The organism is Paucibacter sp. B51 (genome assembly GCF_027863535.1).
GTDB lineage: Bacteria > Pseudomonadota > Gammaproteobacteria > Burkholderiales > Burkholderiaceae_C > Paucibacter_A > Paucibacter_A aquatilis.
Genome location: NZ_JAPIVN010000002.1, coordinates 376,392 through 392,934, shown reverse-complemented (window position 1 = coordinate 392,934; position 16,543 = coordinate 376,392). Strand labels below are relative to the sequence as shown.

The 16,543-nt window shown below is 67.5% G+C and carries 17 protein-coding genes; 2 read left to right on the top strand and 15 right to left on the bottom strand.

Annotation, left to right across the window (positions count from 1 at the left end):
- Window positions 1-21: 21 nt before the first annotated feature.
- The 6 genes from OOB33_RS22615 to OOB33_RS22590 all read right to left on the bottom strand — a co-directional run bounded on the left by OOB33_RS22615 (window position 22) and on the right by OOB33_RS22590 (window position 5,712).
- Window positions 22-459 carry a GFA family protein gene (locus OOB33_RS22615; RefSeq protein WP_207795879.1) on the bottom strand — a complete coding sequence of 146 codons (438 nt, stop codon included), beginning with the start codon at window positions 457-459 and terminating at the stop codon, window positions 22-24.
- Window positions 459-1,520: a phosphatidate cytidylyltransferase gene (locus OOB33_RS22610; RefSeq protein ID WP_102766271.1), complete on the bottom strand. Its 1,062-nt coding sequence runs from the start codon at window positions 1,518-1,520 to the stop codon at window positions 459-461. Before OOB33_RS22610 ends, OOB33_RS22615 begins: the two co-directional genes overlap by 1 nt.
- A complete protein-coding gene (locus tag OOB33_RS22605) occupies window positions 1,520-2,158 on the bottom strand; it encodes a lysophospholipid acyltransferase family protein (protein WP_102766272.1) in 639 nt (212 codons plus the stop codon). Before OOB33_RS22605 ends, OOB33_RS22610 begins: the two co-directional genes overlap by 1 nt.
- A 42-nt stretch (window positions 2,159-2,200) precedes the next feature.
- The gene (locus tag OOB33_RS22600) at window positions 2,201-2,518 is read right to left on the bottom strand and encodes a hypothetical protein (RefSeq protein ID WP_102766273.1); all 318 of its coding nucleotides are present in this window, start codon (window positions 2,516-2,518) and stop codon (window positions 2,201-2,203) included.
- 6 nt (window positions 2,519-2,524) lie between these two features.
- Window positions 2,525-4,135, bottom strand: coding sequence for a M28 family peptidase (locus tag OOB33_RS22595; protein ID WP_271010315.1), 1,611 nt, complete (start codon window positions 4,133-4,135; stop codon window positions 2,525-2,527).
- A gap of 359 nt (window positions 4,136-4,494) precedes the next feature.
- Window positions 4,495-5,712, bottom strand: a complete 1,218-nt coding sequence (locus OOB33_RS22590; protein WP_271010314.1) for a serine hydrolase domain-containing protein — start codon at window positions 5,710-5,712, stop codon at window positions 4,495-4,497.
- A 245-nt stretch (window positions 5,713-5,957) separates the two neighbouring features.
- Here OOB33_RS22590 and OOB33_RS22585 point away from each other — a divergent pair, with 245 nt between their 5' ends.
- Window positions 5,958-6,644 carry a DUF502 domain-containing protein gene (locus OOB33_RS22585; RefSeq protein ID WP_102766276.1) on the top strand — a complete coding sequence of 229 codons (687 nt, stop codon included), beginning with the start codon at window positions 5,958-5,960 and terminating at the stop codon, window positions 6,642-6,644.
- Window positions 6,645-6,663: 19 nt separating this feature from the next.
- Here the strand turns inward: OOB33_RS22585 and OOB33_RS22580 are convergent, their stop codons facing one another.
- The 9 genes from OOB33_RS22580 to OOB33_RS22540 form a co-directional block, all read right to left on the bottom strand.
- The gene (locus OOB33_RS22580; protein WP_271010313.1) at window positions 6,664-7,146 is read right to left on the bottom strand and encodes a low molecular weight protein-tyrosine-phosphatase; all 483 of its coding nucleotides are present in this window, start codon (window positions 7,144-7,146) and stop codon (window positions 6,664-6,666) included.
- Window positions 7,147-7,218: 72 nt separating this feature from the next.
- Complete coding sequence (locus OOB33_RS22575; protein WP_271010312.1) at window positions 7,219-8,910, bottom strand: GMC family oxidoreductase; 1,692 nt, start codon at window positions 8,908-8,910, stop codon at window positions 7,219-7,221.
- A 2-nt stretch (window positions 8,911-8,912) separates the two neighbouring features.
- A complete protein-coding gene (locus OOB33_RS22570; RefSeq protein ID WP_271010311.1) occupies window positions 8,913-9,455 on the bottom strand; it encodes a hypothetical protein in 543 nt (180 codons plus the stop codon).
- Window positions 9,452-10,861, bottom strand: a complete 1,410-nt coding sequence (locus tag OOB33_RS22565) for a coniferyl aldehyde dehydrogenase (protein ID WP_271010310.1) — start codon at window positions 10,859-10,861, stop codon at window positions 9,452-9,454. The genes OOB33_RS22570 and OOB33_RS22565 overlap by 4 nt, the downstream gene beginning before the upstream one ends.
- A gap of 124 nt (window positions 10,862-10,985) precedes the next feature.
- The gene (locus OOB33_RS22560; RefSeq protein ID WP_271010309.1) at window positions 10,986-11,924 is read right to left on the bottom strand and encodes a gliding motility protein GldB-related protein; all 939 of its coding nucleotides are present in this window, start codon (window positions 11,922-11,924) and stop codon (window positions 10,986-10,988) included.
- Between the two features lie 94 nt (window positions 11,925-12,018).
- Window positions 12,019-13,599, bottom strand: a complete 1,581-nt coding sequence (gene purH / locus OOB33_RS22555; RefSeq protein WP_271010308.1) for a bifunctional phosphoribosylaminoimidazolecarboxamide formyltransferase/IMP cyclohydrolase — start codon at window positions 13,597-13,599, stop codon at window positions 12,019-12,021.
- A gap of 52 nt (window positions 13,600-13,651) precedes the next feature.
- Window positions 13,652-13,891, bottom strand: a complete 240-nt coding sequence (locus OOB33_RS22550; RefSeq protein WP_102766281.1) for a helix-turn-helix domain-containing protein — start codon at window positions 13,889-13,891, stop codon at window positions 13,652-13,654.
- Window positions 13,888-14,988: a tRNA dihydrouridine synthase DusB gene (dusB, locus tag OOB33_RS22545; protein ID WP_271010307.1), complete on the bottom strand. Its 1,101-nt coding sequence runs from the start codon at window positions 14,986-14,988 to the stop codon at window positions 13,888-13,890. Before dusB ends, OOB33_RS22550 begins: the two co-directional genes overlap by 4 nt.
- Before the next feature lie 164 nt (window positions 14,989-15,152).
- Window positions 15,153-16,004 carry a substrate-binding periplasmic protein gene (locus tag OOB33_RS22540; protein WP_102766282.1) on the bottom strand — a complete coding sequence of 284 codons (852 nt, stop codon included), beginning with the start codon at window positions 16,002-16,004 and terminating at the stop codon, window positions 15,153-15,155.
- A 24-nt stretch (window positions 16,005-16,028) separates the two neighbouring features.
- On the opposite strand from OOB33_RS22540, the gene OOB33_RS22535 reads away from it, so the two are divergent.
- Window positions 16,029-16,523 carry a YqaA family protein gene (locus OOB33_RS22535; protein ID WP_102766605.1) on the top strand — a complete coding sequence of 165 codons (495 nt, stop codon included), beginning with the start codon at window positions 16,029-16,031 and terminating at the stop codon, window positions 16,521-16,523.
- Window positions 16,524-16,543 lie beyond the last annotated feature (20 nt).

The following is a 16,543-nucleotide window of genomic DNA, read 5'->3' as shown; positions in this document are numbered from 1 at the left end:
CGGCCCGAGTGCCCGGCGGCCTCAGCGCCCGGGCTCGCTGCCGTCGTAACGCGGCAGCGCTGCGTCCAGATCGTCCCAGCAGGCCCGCGAGCTGACGAAGTTGTGCGAGAGGGGGCGCTCAAGGATGTCGGAATCCAGGATGCCCAGTCGCAGGCGCAGCCGCTCCGGATCGTCCCGGTTGCTGCTGAACAGCGGCGAGGCGCAGACGCCGCAAAAGTGGCGCAGCCGCCCGGGCTTGACTTCGTAGCTGCGCACCTGGGCTTCACCGTGGGTGATGCGCAGGCCGCTGCGGCCGATAAAGCCGTTGGTGGCGTAGGCGGTGCCGCTGGACTTGCGGCAGCGCGAGCAGTGGCAATGGATGATGGCGTCGATGCCGCCGTGGATCTCCAGCGCGACGGCGCCGCACAGGCAGCTGGCGAGGTAGGGCGGCATGGGCGAGGGCGGCTCGGGCTGGATCATCACAGTGCGAGCTTGAAATACCAGCGCACAGAGTGGAAGAACACGGGCGCGGCGAAACAGAGCACGGCGATGCGGTCGAGCAGGCCCACCGCGCCGGTGATGGAGCTGCGGTTGCCCCAGTAGCGCACGCCGGCGTCGCGCTTCAGCGCTTTCATGACCAGGGTGCCAAAGCTGCCCGCCCCGGCGGCGATGAAGGCCATGACCAGGGCCTGGCCCACCTTGAAAGGCGTGGCCCAGTAGAGCAGGGCGCCGACGAAGGCGGCGGTCAGGGTGCCGATCCACCAGGCGCGCATCGAGAAGCTGCGGCTGATGCGCCGCGCCACCGGGCGGCGGCGCAGGCGCCGGCTGGCCACCAGCTGGGCCAGCTGGCCGCAGCTGACCACCATCACCAGGAAGAACAGCAAAAAGGCGCCGCGGCCCCGGTAGCCGGGAAAGTCCAGCAACAGCAGGGCCGGCGCATGCGACAGGCCGTAGACGCAGACCATGATGCCCCACTGGATCTTGGCGTTACGTTCCAGGAAGCGCGCCGGGTCGTCGGCCAGGGCGCTGACCACCGGGATGGCCAAAAAGGCGTAAACCGGAATCAGCACCGAGAACAGATCGAACTGGCGCAGCCCCGTCAGCGTGTACTGCAGGGGCAGGATGATGAAAAAGGCCAGGATCAGGCCGCGGTGGTCGGCGCGCCGGGTGTGCATCAGGGTGATGAACTCGCGCAGGGCTAGAAACGAGAGCACGCCGAACAGCAGGGTGGCGCCCACCGGCCCCGAGATCCAGGCCGCCCAGAACACGCAGGCACCGCCCCAGAGGAAACCGAGCTCATGGCGCAGGCCGCGCCGGCGCGGCGCCAGGGTCAGCGGCGCGCCGCCCCAGAGAGTGGAGTCGAGGTGGCTGTCCGCCTCGCCCGGGCGGTCATCGTCCTGGCTGAGGCCGCGGTGGCGGGCGCGCAGCTGCATCACAAAGCTGGCCAGGCTGAGCAGCATCAGGGCCCCGAACAGGATCACGAAGAGCAGGGCCACCTGGCCGCTGCTGTCCAGCGATTTGAGCCATTGGATCGGGTTCATCATGCGCTCCCGCCTTCGCCGCAACCCGGCCGGCAGGCCAGCACGGCCGCGCGTGCGCGGTCCAGAAAGGCGCGCTTGTCTTCCTCGGCCTGCAGCTGGATCGGCGCGCCGAAAGTGACGGTGCAGAGAATCGGCACCGGCACCACCTCGCCCTTGGGCATGACGCGCTGGACGTTGTCGATCCAGGTCGGGATCAGGCGAACCTCCGGGAACTGTTCGGCCAAGTGGTAGAGCCCGGCCTTGAAGGCCTGGGGCTCGCCCTTGTTGGAGCGCGTGCCCTCGGGAAAGATCACCAGGGAATCGCCGTTGCGCAGCGCCTCGACCAGGGGCTCCAGCGGGTCTTCATCGGGCGAGCTGCGGGTGCGCGAGACGTAGATGGCGTTGAACACCGCGCGGGTCAGCCAGCCCTTGAGCGGGCTGCTGGTCCAGTAGTCGCGAGCGGCAATCGGGCGGGTTTGGGCGCGCAGCTCGCGCGGCAGCGCGGCCCAGATCAGCACCCAATCGAAATGGCTTTGGTGGTTGGCGAAGTAGATACGCTGCTCCGCCATGGGCGGGCAGCCTTTCCAGTGGCCCTGGGCGCCGGTGATCAGGCGCGCCAGCGAAGACAGGGCCAGACCGGCCGTGGAAGCAAGAGACATCCCGAGATGGTAGCCGCTGGCCGGCCTCGCCTGGATGACGCTTCAGTGGCCGCGCAGCATCCAGTAGATCAGCAGGCCCAGCGTCAGCCCGCCCTCTGCCCAGAGTGTCAGGCGCAGCAGGCGTTGCGCGCCCGTAGCCAAACGCGCTTTCAGCAAGGATTGCAGGCTGAGGCCCAGAAGCAGGCAGACCGCCGCCAACACCGCCCAGGCCATCCAGACGATGCCGACGCCCATGCAGCCAAAGCCCTCACAGCGCAGTCGCCAGGCAAACAGCGCAGCGCACAACATCAGCAGGCTGAGCATCGCGAACAGGGCCAGCAGCAGGCCCTGTGTGAGGCTCAGGCGCTCGGGCGGTTCCACGGTGTGTCAGCGCTTCACCGCAGCAAACGGGTCGCCCGCGCGCCAGGCCGGCATGGCCTCGGCGTCGGCCACAGCGCGGCCCAGCTTGAGGGTGTACTGTGCCTGCTCGCGCATGCCGGCGAGGTCCCAGCTCGGGTCGTACTGGTCGCTGGGCTGGTGGTAGCGCTTGCCGTAGGCGCGGCGTTTCTCGGCCACGGCCGGTGATTCATCAAGGTACTGGCCGCCACTGCTGACCGAGAAGGCCGGCACGCCGGCCTTGGCGAAGCTGAAGTGGTCGCTGCGGAAGTAATAGCCGCCGACATCGACGCGCGGCGGCGCAATGCTCAGGCCCATCTGGCTGGCCACCTGCGCCGCCATCGCGCCCAGATCGCTGCGCTCGGCGCCGTGGGCGCCGATGTCGCGCGTGCGGCCGACGAAGTTGAGGGTGTCGAGATTGAGGCTGGCGGCCGTGCGGGCCAGAGGCCAGAGCGGCGCTTGGGTGTACCAGGCGCTGCCCAGCAGTCCCTGCTCTTCGGCGGCCACCCAGAGGAACATCTGGCTGCGCCGTGCCGGCTGGCGCACGGCGGCCTGCGCCATGGCCAGCAGGGCGGCGGTGCCCGAGGCGTTGTCCACCGCGCCGTTGAAGATCTGCTCCTGGCCGTCGCTGCCGCGGATCTTGCCGAGGTGGTCCCAGTGGGCGGTGTAGATGACGAGCTCGTCCTTGAGCTTGGGGTCGCTGCCCGGCACCAGGCCCGCCACATTGAACTGCTCCAGGCGCCGCACGGCGGCATGCAGTTCGCCCTTCAGGCGCAGGCCCAGGGGCACGGGCTTGAACTCGCGGGTTTCGGCCTGGGCGCGCAGCGCATCCAGGTCCAGGCCGGCGGCCTGGAACAGCTGTTCGGCGGCCGGTGCGCTGATCCAGCCCTGCAGCGGCAGGCCCGGGCTGGCGCCGTCGAGCTGGAACTGTTCGCTGAACGCGCCCTGGCTGACCACGCTCCAGCTGCTCAGGGTCGAGGCCTCGGTGTGCAGCACCAGCACGCCCTTGGCGCCGCGGCGCAGGGCTTCTTCGTATTTGTAGCCGCGGCGGCCGTAGATCGTCATCGCCTTGCCGGCAAAGCGGCCGGGCTCGGCCTTGGTGGGATAGGGGTCGTTGGCCAGCACGATCAGGATCTTGCCGCGCAGGTCCTGGCCCTTGAAATCGTCCCAGCGCTCCTCGGGCGCCGTGATGCCGTAGCCCGCAAACACCAGCTCGTCGGCCACGGCAATGAGCGCCTGGCCATTGCCGCTGCCGTAGACCCAGTCGGCGCCGAACTTCAGCACCGGCGCTGCCGTCTTGCCGCCTTCGATCTGCAGCTGGCTTTGCGCCTGCAGCGTGCGCGTGCCCAGCAGGCGCACGGCTTGGCGATAACTGCCGCCGGGCGCTGCTGGTTGCAGACCCAGCACTTTCGCCTGTGTCTCCAGATACGCCACGGTCAGATCGCCGCCGCGCTGGCCGGTGCCCCGGCCTTCGAACAGATCGGAGGACAGCAGGGCCAGGTGGGCGCGCAGCGGAGCTTCGTCCACCTCGGGCCCCTGGGCGTGCGGCTTCAGCGTTGCGGCCTGGGCTTGAGCCTGGGTGGGCATCCAGCCCCAACCCATGCAGGTAGCCAGAGTGAGAGCCAGGGGTAGGGATCGAAACAGGGAAGGCATGGTCCGTGCAGGATTGTCGCTAGGGAGTACAAGTCGGCATTAGAGCCGCAGGGCCCCAAGCACCTCTCTCGGGTTATCCCCTGGCGGCGTCCAGGGTGTCCGCACTCGGCGCATGCTTGGGCTTTGACTTTGCAGCCGGCAGCTCGCGGTGGGTCGTCCGCCAGATCGGGAAGCGCACCGTTGGCACCTCTTCCAACTCGATGAAATCATGCCCACGGCAACACCCGGCTATTGCTTGCGCTAGCGCTGAACGCGGCAATCTCCCTTCAGGCCCGTCTGTCGGGCTATCGAGCTATCGGGCTATCGGGCTATCGGGCCAGGGGCTTGTCGAGCTGGTCCCAGCCATAGGCGGCAGCCACGCGATTGCGAATTTCACGAATTGCAGCGCCTCCGCCTTCGCCGTTGCTCATGATCACCACACCATAGCCCTTGAGCACATGGCCGCTGAGATCGCATTGAAAGCCCCAGTTGGAGCCCCCGTGCATGAAGTACCAGCCTTGGCCGATCATCTCCAGCTGCAGGCCCACGGCAAATGCGCCGCTGCCCACCGGGCTGCTCATCTCCAGCGCACCGAGTGGCGTCAGCAGCTTGCCTTTGCCGGGGCCGCGACGGGTTTGCTGCACTTCAATCATGAAGCGCGCCAGGTCTGAGGGCGAGGTCCACAGCCCCGCCGCTGCTTGCTCCGGGTAGACATGCCAGGGCGCGCCCATGCGTTGACCTTTCTGGTTGTGGGCATAGGCCAGGCGCGGCGCCCAATCGGCGCGAGGCGGCTGCTGAAAGCTGCTGCCCGTCATGCCCAGAGGCCCCAGCACGGTGCTTTGCATCAGCTCGGCAAAAGGCTGGCCGCTCAGGTCGGTGAGGGCCTGCTGCATGATGAGCGAGCCGCCGCCGGAGTACTTCATCGCTTGGTAAGGCGGGCGGCTGAAGCGCACGCCGCTGACATTGGCCAGCTTGTTGTCCCCTTGGATGATCTGCACCACGCTGGGCAAGGGCGCGTCGGGCGCATAGCCAGGAAATCCGAAGCCATCATCCGAGCCTGAGGTGTGGCTCAAGAGTGCGCGCGGCGTCACCGGCTGCGCGCGGGTCAGCTCGGTCTGCGGCACCTTCCAGGCGCGCAGCATCGTGTTGACATCAGCATCGAGCGACAAGCGTCCATCTTGCGCCAGCTTGACCACCGCCATGGCCATGACAGGCTTGGAAATCGACGCCGCCTGGAAGGCTGTGTTCACATCCACCGCTCGCCCAGTTTCCACATCGGCCACCCCGTAAGCCTTGGCCCAGTGAATCTTGAAGTCTTTCACCACCGCAATGCTCAGGCCCGGCAGGCCAAACTTTTTCATCACCTCCTGCAGCGTGAAGCCATCGAGCCCGCCGCGGTTGGGGCTTTGCGCGGCTTCGATCTGGGCGATCAAGGGGGCGAGGGCTGCCGCAGGGTCCTGCGCCTCTGCGGCTTGCGCATGGTGGAGCGTTGCCGTTGCAGCCAGCGTCAGGGCGAGCAGCGGGGCCAGAGCTTTGAATGTGGGCATGAGGGCTGAGCTGAATGAGGGCGGATGCCGGGTCTGCAGGCTTGGGACCGATGCCTGGACAGGGCCCTCAGGTTCACGGTCTGCCCGACCCGTCCTTGTTTCCCTTGGAATGCACTTGTTCGCCGTTCCAGCCATGGCGGGTGAGGCTGCGCGCGCTCGGGACCGCAAAGTGTGCCACGGGTGATGCGCGCATCGGGCGCCTGCTGGCATGATGCCGCAGTTCTCATTCTGCCCACTTGCCCTCCATGCCCACCCCCGCACCCTTCGCCGCTCAAGCTCGCCGTCACGTCCTTCGCACGTTTGTCACCGGCTTTCTGACGGTGCTGCCCTTGGTGGCCACGCTGGTGTTGCTGGGCTGGGTGATGTCTCTGTTGATGGACTATCTGGGGCCGAAGAGCGTGCTCGGCCATGCGCTGGGGCGCTTGGGCTTGCGCTTGACCGAGTCGCCACTGGCGGCGTATCTGATCGGTCTGGGCTTGGTGTTGGTGTTTGTCTATCTGCTGGGCTTGCTGGTGGAGACTCAGTTGCAGCGTCGGGTGAAGGCGCTGTTGGAAACCTTGATTGCGCGCATTCCGGTGATCAGCACGGTCTACGACCTGCTCAAACGCATGATCGAGATGGTGTCCACGCGCGACGAAGCCGGCGTGCGGGCGATGGCGCCGGTGTGGTGCCATTTCGGTGGTATCAAGCCCGAGGGCGGTGTGTTGGTGCTGGGCTTGCTGTCCAGCCCGGAACCGGTGGACATTGGCGGGAACGCCTACCTCGCCGTGCTGGTGCCCACCGCGCCGGTGCCGGTGGGTGGCGGCTTGCTGTATCTGCCGCGCGATTGGGTGCGACCGGCCGAGATCGGCATGGACGGTCTGAGCAGTTTGTATGTGTCCATGGGCGTGACCACGCCCGAGGTGCTGGGCAGCGGCAAGAAGGCGCGCTGAGCCGGGCGGCCTGAAGAACTCAGGCTGGAAACAGCTGCAGGCGCAAGCCCTCGCAAGCGTCTTCGACGATGTCGAGCACCTGCTCAAAACCTTCGTGGCCGCCGTAGTAAGGATCGGGCACAGCCCGGGCAGATTGGCGCTGGCAAAAGTCGGTCAGCAGGCGCAGCTTGCTTTGTGGTTGGTCGGCCGGGCAGCGCTGGCGCAGCAGGGCGAGGTTGTCGGCGTCCATGGCCAGCAACAGGTCAAAGTGGGCGAAGTCGCTGCTTTGCACCTGGCGGGCGCGCAGCTTGGACATGTCGATGCCGCGTTGCCGTGCATGAGCCTGCGAGCGCGGATCGGGCGGCTCGCCCACGTGATAACCGTGCGTGCCAGCGGAATCCACCTCGCAGCGCTGCGTCAGGCCATGGGCGCGCAGCTGCTCGCGGAGCACGGCTTCGGCTGTCGGGCTGCGGCAGATATTGCCCATGCAGACGAACAAGATGCGGATCGGATCACGAGGCATGGCGGAGCGCCCGGCTTGGCCTGGAGGCTGTGGATGCAGCGGGCATTGTGCCTGGCAGTCTTACTTACCTGCTCAGCTCTGGCTCGGCGAGAACAGGCGCACCTCACGGCCGTTCAGCCGCCGGGCGAGCCCCGCCGTCATGCGCGCCGCCTGGCTGTACACCGTCATCTGCGGATTGGCGCCGATGCTGGTCGGGAAGGTCGAGCCGTCGTGCACCGAGACATTGCGCAGCTGCCAGTGCTGGCCGTCGGGCCGCACCACGCCGCGTGCGGCATCGGCCGCCATGCCACAGCCGCCCATCACATGGGCGCTGGCAAAGCCGGTGATGAAGGGCTTGTAGGGCAGGGCCTGGATGGCCGCCTTGGCCTCGGCCCAGCTGCGATAGTCCTGCGCCAGCTCGTGCACCGGGTGCACGCTTCTCGCACCGGCGGCGAACTGCACCTCGGCCATGGTCAGGTGGGCGCGGCGCGCGCCTTCCAGCAGATAGGCGTTGACGGGGTAGTCCAGGGCCGGGCTGCCGTCGCGGCGCAGCTTCACGCTGCCGCCGATCGAGTCGGGGTGGAAGCCATCGCGCAGCAGGCCGATCAGTACGGCAGTCTGTGGCAGGGCACGGGCGCGCTCGGCCAGTTTGCTGCCGATGCCACCCAGATTGGTCAGCACCAGGCCCGGGTGCACCGGCGCGGTTTCGAGCTTGTAGCCGATCACCCCGTCCATCGCCTGGGTGCTGAGGAAATGGTCGGAGTAGACCGCCAGCGGTGCACCGGCCCAGCCATTCACCACCTCGGGCATGACACTGCAGCTGGCCACGGTGGGGTGCAAAAAGGTGCGGCGGCCGAGCAGATTGAAAGGGTCGGGCGCATCCGAGCGCAGCAGCAGGGCGGGCGAATTGATGGCGCCACCGGCCACCACGAAATGCTTGGCGCGCACGCGCAGCGGCGCGCCGGCCGGGCTGCCATCGGTCTGGATGGGCTGGCAGATCAGGGCTTCAGCCTCGCGCTCATCGCTGTTGCCCAGCTTGCTCTGCAGCTCGAAGCGCTCGGCCCGGGTCTGCACCAGCAGGGTCGCACCCAGGTCCAGAGCGGCCGGGATGGTGGTCACCAGCATGGACTGCTTGGCATTGGTCGGACAGCCCAGGCCGCAGGAACCCAGGTTCCAGCAGCCTTTGACATTGCGGTTGATGGTGGGCGCAGGAACGCCGACCTTCTCCAGGCCGCGGCGCAGCACCTGGTTGTTGGCGTTGGGTTCGGTCAGCCAGGGCGAGATGTTCAGGCGCTTCTCCACCTGCTCGAACCAGGGTTGCATGGCGTCGAAGTTCAGCGTGCTCAGGCCGAAGCGCTCACCCCAGAAGGCCAGGGTTTCGGCCGGGGTGCGGAAGGAGCCGGCCCAGTTGACGGTGGTGCTGCCGCCGACGCAGCGGCCTTGCAGCACGGGGATGGCCTGGTCGGCGGTTTTGCGGCCGCCGCCTTCCTGGTAGAGCTGGGTGTAAGCGTCGGATTCGCGCTGGCGGAAGTCGCGGCTGGATTTGAGCGGGCCTTCTTCAATGATCAAGACCTGGAGGCCGGCGCGCGCCAGCATCTCGGCCGTGATGCCGGCGCCGGCGCCGCTGCCGATGATGGCGACATCGCAGTCGATGCGCTCGGGCAGGGCACCATGCGGGCCGCCGCGCACCTTCCAGCCGCGTGCCAGGCCTTCTGCAATGGGGTCTGGGATGCCAGTGATCGCGCCGCTGGGGCCGTCGTTGTCACGGATGTCACTGCTGCTCATGCTCAATTCGTCCTCGGACCGGGGTAGCCGACCAGGGCCCAGCTGGCCGGGTCGTTGAAGAACACCAGGCAGTTCAGGTCGCGCAGGGCATGGAAGACCTGCTGACGCAGGGCCAAGCTGGAGTGGCCCATGACTTGCAGCCGGGCCTGCACTTCGGCCGCAGAGGCCTCGGCCCAAGGGCTGCGCAAGCCCATCAGGCCCAGGCGGCCTGGCGCCGTGCCCAGCAGGGTCAGCAATTGGCCCAAGTCGCCGCGCAAGGCGGGCGGGAAGCCGGCAATCTGACGGTCCAGTTGGTCCATGTGTCGGGCCAGGCGTGTTTCGCGGGCCGGACCCTCGGGCGGCAGCAGATCGCCGCAGACGGCCACGGTGATGGCGCGCATCAGCTGGCGCGAGGGCGCGCTCAGGCGGCCTTCAACCAGGCCAGGCTTGCTCAGCAAGGCAGTGCCGGCACCGGCCACAGCCAGCAAGGCCGTGGCCCCCAGGCCTAACTTCAGAAAGCGGCGCCGCTGCATTGAGGCTGGGGAGGACATCGGGGTGGCGTTCATGCGATCTTCTTCAGCAAACCCAGCAGGCGGTCAAAGGTCTTGCCGTAGGGTGGGAAAAACAAGCGCGTGCCGGCCCAGCGCGATTGGTGGAAGACTGGCTTCTCCTTGCTGAAGCTGCGGAAGCCGAATTCGCCGTGGTAGGCGCCCATGCCACTGGCGCCAACGCCGCCGAAGGGCTGTTCCTCCTGGCCGAGGTGCCAGATGCAGTCGTTGACCGTCACGCCGCCGGCCTGGGTCTGGCTCAGCACATGCTCGCGCATGGCGGCATCGCGGCCGAACCAGTACAGGGCCAGGGGCTTGTCGTGGCGGTTGATATAGGCGAGGGCATGGTCCACCTCGACGTAGGGCACGATGGGCAGCAGGGGGCCGAAAATCTCCTCCTGCATCACCGTCATCTGCTCGTTCACGCCCAGCAGCAGCTGCGGCACCAGGCCGCGGCCGACGGTTTTTTCCTCGTGGCTGGGGATGATCTTGGCGCCCTTGGCGCGGGCGTCGTCGAGCAGGCCTCGCAGCCGGGCCAGGTGACGCGGCGTGGCGATGTGGGTGTAGTCGGGGTTGCCGGCGATCTTGGGGTAGAGCCGGCGCATGGCAGCGCGGATCTCCTGCACCAGGGGCTCGACCATGTCCTTGGGCACCAGCAGGTAGTCGGGCGCCACGCAGGTCTGGCCGGCGTTGAAGAGCTTGCCATGCGCGATGCGGCTGGCGGTGAGCTTGAGGTCGCAGCTGCGGTCCACCAGGGCGGGTGACTTGCCGCCCAGCTCCAGCGTCACCGGGGTCAGGTTTTGCGCTGCCGCCTGCGCGACGATGCGGCCCACGGCGGTGGAGCCGGTGAAGCACAGATGATCAAAGGGCAGGGCGGTGAAGGCGCGCGCCAGCTCGGCTTCGCCATTGACCACGGTCATCTCCTCGGGCGCAAAGAACTCGGCCACCATGGCGGCCATCAGCTCACCGGTGCGCGGTGTCAGCTCCGAGGGCTTGATCATCACCCGGTTGCCCGCGGCCAGGGCGCCCACGGCCGGGCCCAGGGCCAGGTAGTAGGGGTAGTTCCAGGGCGCCACCACGCCGACCACGCCCAGAGGCTGGCGCATCAGCAGATTGCGGGCCGGCTGGAAGTGCAGGGCGGTGGGCTGGCGGCGCGGGCGCATCCAGTCACGCAGATGCTTCTGCGCATGGCGGGCGCCCGATTCGACCGTGAAGATGTCGGCCAGCAGGGTTTCCTGGCGGGCGCGGTGACCGAAATCGGCCGAGATGGCTTTCACCAGGGCTTCGCTGTGCTGGGCCGTCATGCGGCGCACGCGTTCCAGCCGGTCCAGGCGGACCTCGCGGCTGGGCGCCATCTCGGCGCGGAAGGCGGCGCGCTGCTGTTCCAGCACGAGATGCAGACGCTCTTGCAGCGTTTGATCCATTGAAAGTGTCTCCTGGCGGTCTTTTCCTGTTTGCCGCCAAGGCTAACCGCAAGCGCACCCCCTGCCTAGCGAATCAGCCCTCGGCTAGAGGCAGGTGTCTAGTCGCGTCGGGCGGGCCCGTCGTTCAGAGGCTCGGCGCGTAGCCGCTGTCCTTCAGGATCTGCTGAGGGTCGCGCCGTTCCAGCAAGACCTGCAGGGCGGCCGCCTTGTCGCTGGCGCGGGCGTAATAGGCTTCGCAGATGCGCTTGCCTAGCCAGTAACCGAGGTCGGGCGGTGCGCCGTTCAGTTCTTTCTGGTAGGCCTCGCTGTTGTTGTAGAACCAGTGGCGCAGCCGGCTCTCGTCGGCCATGTCGGCCTGGAAGCGCCGCCAGAGCTCCGCCTCGTGGGCCAGGCCGTAGCGGGCGCGCTCATGGTCGCTGCCGGCGCGGTTGCCGGTGGCCAACTCGGCCACGAAATCGGCAAAGCCTTCATTCAGGGCGACGGCCAGCAGATGCAAAGGGCCACCGGGCCGCTTGACGCGGTCTTGGTAGACATGGGTCACCTCATGAGCGATGAACTCGGTCAGGATGGCGCGGGCTTCGGCTTCGGTGCTCACCTTGCGGCACAGCACTTCCAGCCCCAAGACCAGGCCGTCCCGGCCGGCCGTGCCACCCGAGTTGTTGCCGCCAAAGAGCATGTAGACGGTGGCCGGCTCGCTTTGCTTCAGCAGCCCTTGCACCTGGGCCAGGGTGGCAGCGGCGTCGACACTCATGCCCCGGGCCACGGGCAGGCAGAGGTCCAGGGCTTTGCGGTAAGTCGCCGGGTTGGCTGCCACTTTGGCCGCCAGGTTGTCGGCGTTGATGATGCGGTAGGGCGTGAAGATCTTCAGCCCGGCCGATCCCGGCGCGATGTAGTCGGCTTGCAGCTGTGCGGCGTTGGGCGTGGGATGGGCGTCTAGAAGGCGGGCAAAGCGATCGGCGTCCTCGAAGTGCAGCGGGTTGGCCGCGCCGCTGGTGGCTGCGGGCGCTGAAAACACAGCGGCCGACGGCACCGCAGTGGTGCAGCCGGCCAGCAGGAGACCCAAGCAGGCCAGAATGGCCAGCGGTCGAACTCGAAGACGCGTGACAGGAAAGGGGCGGGCTTGGCTCAGCATCCCGCCATCATGACGCGTCCCCTGCTCAGTGGCGGAAGTGACGCACGCCGGTGAAGACCATGGCCAGGCCGCGCTCATTGGCGGCGGCGATCACTTCGTCGTCGCGCATGGAGCCGCCTGGCTGGATGACGCAGGTGGCGCCGGCATCGGCCAGCACGTCCACGCCGTCGCGGAAGGGGAAGAAGGCATCGCTGGCGACCACCGAGCCCTTCAGTTCCAGGCCGGCGTTGGCGGCCTTGATGGCGGCGATCTTGGTCGAGTCGACACGGCTCATCTGGCCGGCGCCCACGCCCAGGGTCATGCCGCCGCCGCAGAAGACGATGGCATTGCTCTTCACATACTGGGCCACGGTCCAGGCGAACATCAGGTCATCGAGCTGCTGGGCGCTGGGCTGCAGGGTCGTGACGATCTTCAGGTCTTCCTTCTTGAGGAAGTGGTTGTCGGCGCTTTGCAGCAGGATGCCGGAACCAATGCGCTTGCTGTCGCCCAGATTGCGGCCTTGCAGCCAAGGTGTCGAGCCGCCCGGGGGCAGGTCGATTTGCAGCAGGCGCACATTGACCTTGGCCTGGAAGATCTCCAGCGCTTCGGCGCTGAAGCTCGGCGCCATCAGCACTTCGACGAATTGCTTGGAGACATGAGCGGCGGCCGCGCCGTCCACCTCGCGGTTGAAGGCGATGATGCCGCCGAAGGCGCTGGTCGGGTCGGTCTTCAAGGCCTTGGCATAGGCCTCGGCCGCGTTGGCAGCCACGGCCACGCCGCAGGGGTTGGCGTGCTTGACGATCACGCAAGCGGGCACATCGAAGCTCTTCACGCATTCCCAGGCGGCGTCGGAGTCGGCGATGTTGTTGTAGCTGAGTTCCTTGCCTTGCAGCTGCTTGGCGGTGACCAGGGAGCCGGGGGCGGGGTAGAGGTCGCGGTAGAGCGCGGCGGTCTGGTGGCTGTTCTCGCCGTAGCGCAGGTCTTGCACCTTGACGAAGCTGCTGTTCATCTGGCCGGGGTACTCGGACAGCGTGCCTTCTTCGGTGCGTGCGCTCAGGTAATTGCTGATCGCAGCGTCATATTGAGCGATGCGGTTGAAGGCGGCCACGGAGGCGGCAAAGCGGGTCTTGTCGCTGGTCTTGCCGTGAGCCTTCAGCTCGGCCAGCACTTGGGCGTACTGGCTGGCGTCGGTCAGCACGGTGACGTCTTTCCAGTTCTTGGCCGCGCTGCGCACCATGGCCGGGCCGCCGATGTCGATGTTCTCGATTGCGTCTTCCAGCGTGCAACCGGGCTTGGCGACGGTGGCCTCAAAGGGGTAGAGGTTGACAGCCAGGATGTCGATCATGGTGATGCCGTGCTGAGCGGCGGCAGCCATGTGTTCGGGGAAGTCGCGGCGGGCCAGCAGGCCGCCGTGCACCTTGGGGTGCAAGGTCTTGACGCGACCGTCCAGCATCTCGGGGAAGCCGGTGTGATCAGCCACCTCGGTCACTGGCAGGCCGGCATCGGCCAGCAGCTTGGCCGTGCCGCCGGTCGACAGCAGGCGCACATTCAGGGCGTGCAGCTCCTTGGCGAATTCGAGGATGCCGGTCTTGTCGGACACGGAGATCAAGGCAGTCAGTTGCGTCATGGCAGGTGCTCGTCGGGGAGTGTGGATTCGTGGCGTGTGCTGTGTGCGGGGCTCACAGCATCTGGTGTTCGGTCAGCTTGCGGCGCAAGGTGTTGCGGTTGATGCCCAGCCATTCGGCCGCCTTGCTCTGGTTGCCCTGGGCTTTTTGCATCACCACCTCGAGCAGGGGCTTTTCCACCAGCTTGATCAGCATCTCGTGCATGGAATGCGGCTCCTCGCCTTCCAGGTCGCTGAAATAGGCCTGCAGGTTCTCGCGAACGCATTGATCGATCGGGGTGGGCGTGGTGCTCATGCAGAAGCTTTCGGTGCGTGTTCTTTTTGTGAGGAGGCGTCGTCGGTGTCGCCGCCATCGTCCCCGAGGGGCAGCGTCGACACAGGCAGCCGTTCATGCTGGTCGGCCAGCTCGGCGAACCACTGGCGCAGGGCGATGACCTGGGCCTCGCAGCTCTCCAGCAGGTTCATGTGCTGGCGGAAGGCTTCGCCGCCGGGCAAGCCGCGCACGGCCCAGCCGATGTGCTTGCGCGCGCTGCGCATGCCGGCCAGGGCGCCGTAGAGGCTGTAGTGGTCGTGCAGGTGTTCGATCAGCCAGTCGCTGGCGTCCTGCACGCGCGGCGGTGGCAGCGCTTCGCCGGTGCGCAGGAAGTGATCGATCTCGGCAAAGATCCAGGGCCGGCCTTGGGCAGCGCGGCCGATCATCAGGGCATCGGCGCCGGTGCGATCGAGCACGGCCTTGGCTTTCTGAGGCGAATCGATGTCGCCATTGGCCACCACCGGGATCTGTAGCGCGGCCTTGACCGAGGCCACCGTGTCGTACTCGGCCAGGCCTTTGTAGCCCTGCTCGCGGGTGCGGCCATGCACGGTGACCATGGCAATGCCGGCGTCCTGTGCGGCCAGGGCCAGGCGCTGGGCGTTCTTCTCGGTTTCGCACCAGCCGGTGCGCATCTTCAGCGTCACCGGCACGCCGAAGGGCGCGGCCGCTTCGACCACGGCGGCCATGATCTCGGTGGCCAGGGGCTCGTCCTGCATCAGGGCCGAGCCGGCCCATTTGGTGCAGACCTTCTTGGCCGGGCAGCCCATATTGATGTCAATGATCTGGGCGCCGCGCTCGATGTTGTAGCGGGCGGCCTCGGCCATCATGGGCGCGTCGGTGCCGGCGATCTGCACGGCGATGGGCCCGGCTTCACCGTCGTGGTTGGCGCGGCGCGAGGTCTTGAGGCTGTTCCAGAGGTCTTTGCGCGAGGTGACCATCTCGCTGACCGCATAGCCCGCACCCAGGCGCCGGCAGAGCTGACGGAACGGCCGATCGGTGACGCCGGCCATGGGCGCCACGAACAGTCGGTTGGGCAGGGAATGGGCGCCGAGGCGGAGCGACGGCAGGGCGGCGGGCATGGAGAAGGCGGCGGGCGAAAAAGAAGCGTTGGAGCGGCGGGGCGCCAGCGCGGCGGCCGCACTGGCAGGCAGCTGGCGAGCCGTTCACAGCCCTCAATCTGCCCAAAAAAGAGGCAGGATTATATGCCGCGGGTGCCCGTCCAGGCGGCTTGGCCCGCTGCTATTTATTTCACGTTCGGGCTGTGCAGGCGCCAGAGCTGGATGTTCTTGTCCAGCAGTTCGGGCAGCGGGTTGGCGCCGGCCAGCTTGTGCAGGGCGCGGGCGATACGTCCCCGCAGCTCGCCGGTGTTGCAGGGCGATTTGTGGGCCAGAGTCAGGTGCAGGGCCTCATTGGCCACGGCCGGCGTGAGCATGCGCACACCCTGGATGTCCAGTTTGGCCAGAAAGGCCTGGCCGGGGCTGTCTTCATAAATCAGGTAATCGGCCCGACCACGCTGCAGCATCTGGATGGCCTGCTCCAGGCTGGCCACCTGGGTGATCTTGAGGGCTTGGCGGGCGTAGCGGTCGAAGGCCTCGCCAAAGCTGTTGTTGATGACCGTCACGCCCTGCTGGCCGACCAGATCGCTCCATTGGCGGTAAACCAGGCGTGACTTGGCGTTCACCCAGATCACCGAGCGTGTCTGGTGAAACGCCGGGGTGAAGTAGTCCATGTACTCGGTGCGCGGCTGGGTCCAGAAGGCCCCGGCGATCAGATCGATGCGGCCGGCCTTGGCCTCTTCCTGCACCCGGCCCCAGGGGCCGACGTAGCGCATCTCGATGGTCACGCCCAGCTCCTGGGCCAGACGCTGCATCAGGTCGGCATTGGCGCCGACCAGGCGGCTTTCATCGGCTGGATCGCGCCAGAGGTAGGGCGGGTATTGCGGGTTGCCCGAGGCCACCAAGGTTTTGCAGACGGCGGGTTCGGCCCAGGCGCCCGAGCTGCCGCCCAGCCACAAGCCCGCGAGCAGGCACAGCCAGCGGCGATGCTGCTGCCAGGCTCGGCTCAGGGGGGCAGGGGAGGTAGGGCGGGCGCTCATCCGGGCCTCAGGATAATGCCTTTGATGGAAACCGCTTTGCAAAACATGATTCACGGCCTGCTGGCCTGGGCCGCGCTGCCGGCGGTGGGCCTGCCGGCGGTGTTCCTGATCGCCCTGGTCTCGGCCACCTTGCTGCCCCTGGGTTCGGAGCCGGCCGTGTTCCTGCTGGTCAAGGCCGATCCGGCCATGTTCTGGCCGGCGGTGCTGGTGGCCACGGTGGGCAACACCCTGGGCGGCGCCATCAGCTGGTGGATGGGCCGAGGCGCCGAGCTGGCCTACGAGCACCGCGTCAAGCGGGCTCCGCCCAACCCGCGCGCCCTGGCCTGGCTGCAGCAGTTCGGGGCCAAGGCCTGTTTGCTGAGCTGGCTGCCGGGGGTGGGGGATCCGCTGTGTGCCGTGGCGGGCTGGTTGCGCCTGCCCTTCTGGCCCTGCGTGGCCTATATGGCGGTGGGCAAGTTCTGCCGCTATGTGCTGATGACGGCGGCCCTGATCTGGGTCTTCCCGGGTTCGGCGCCCTGACTTGGGGCACGGGCCGGTCG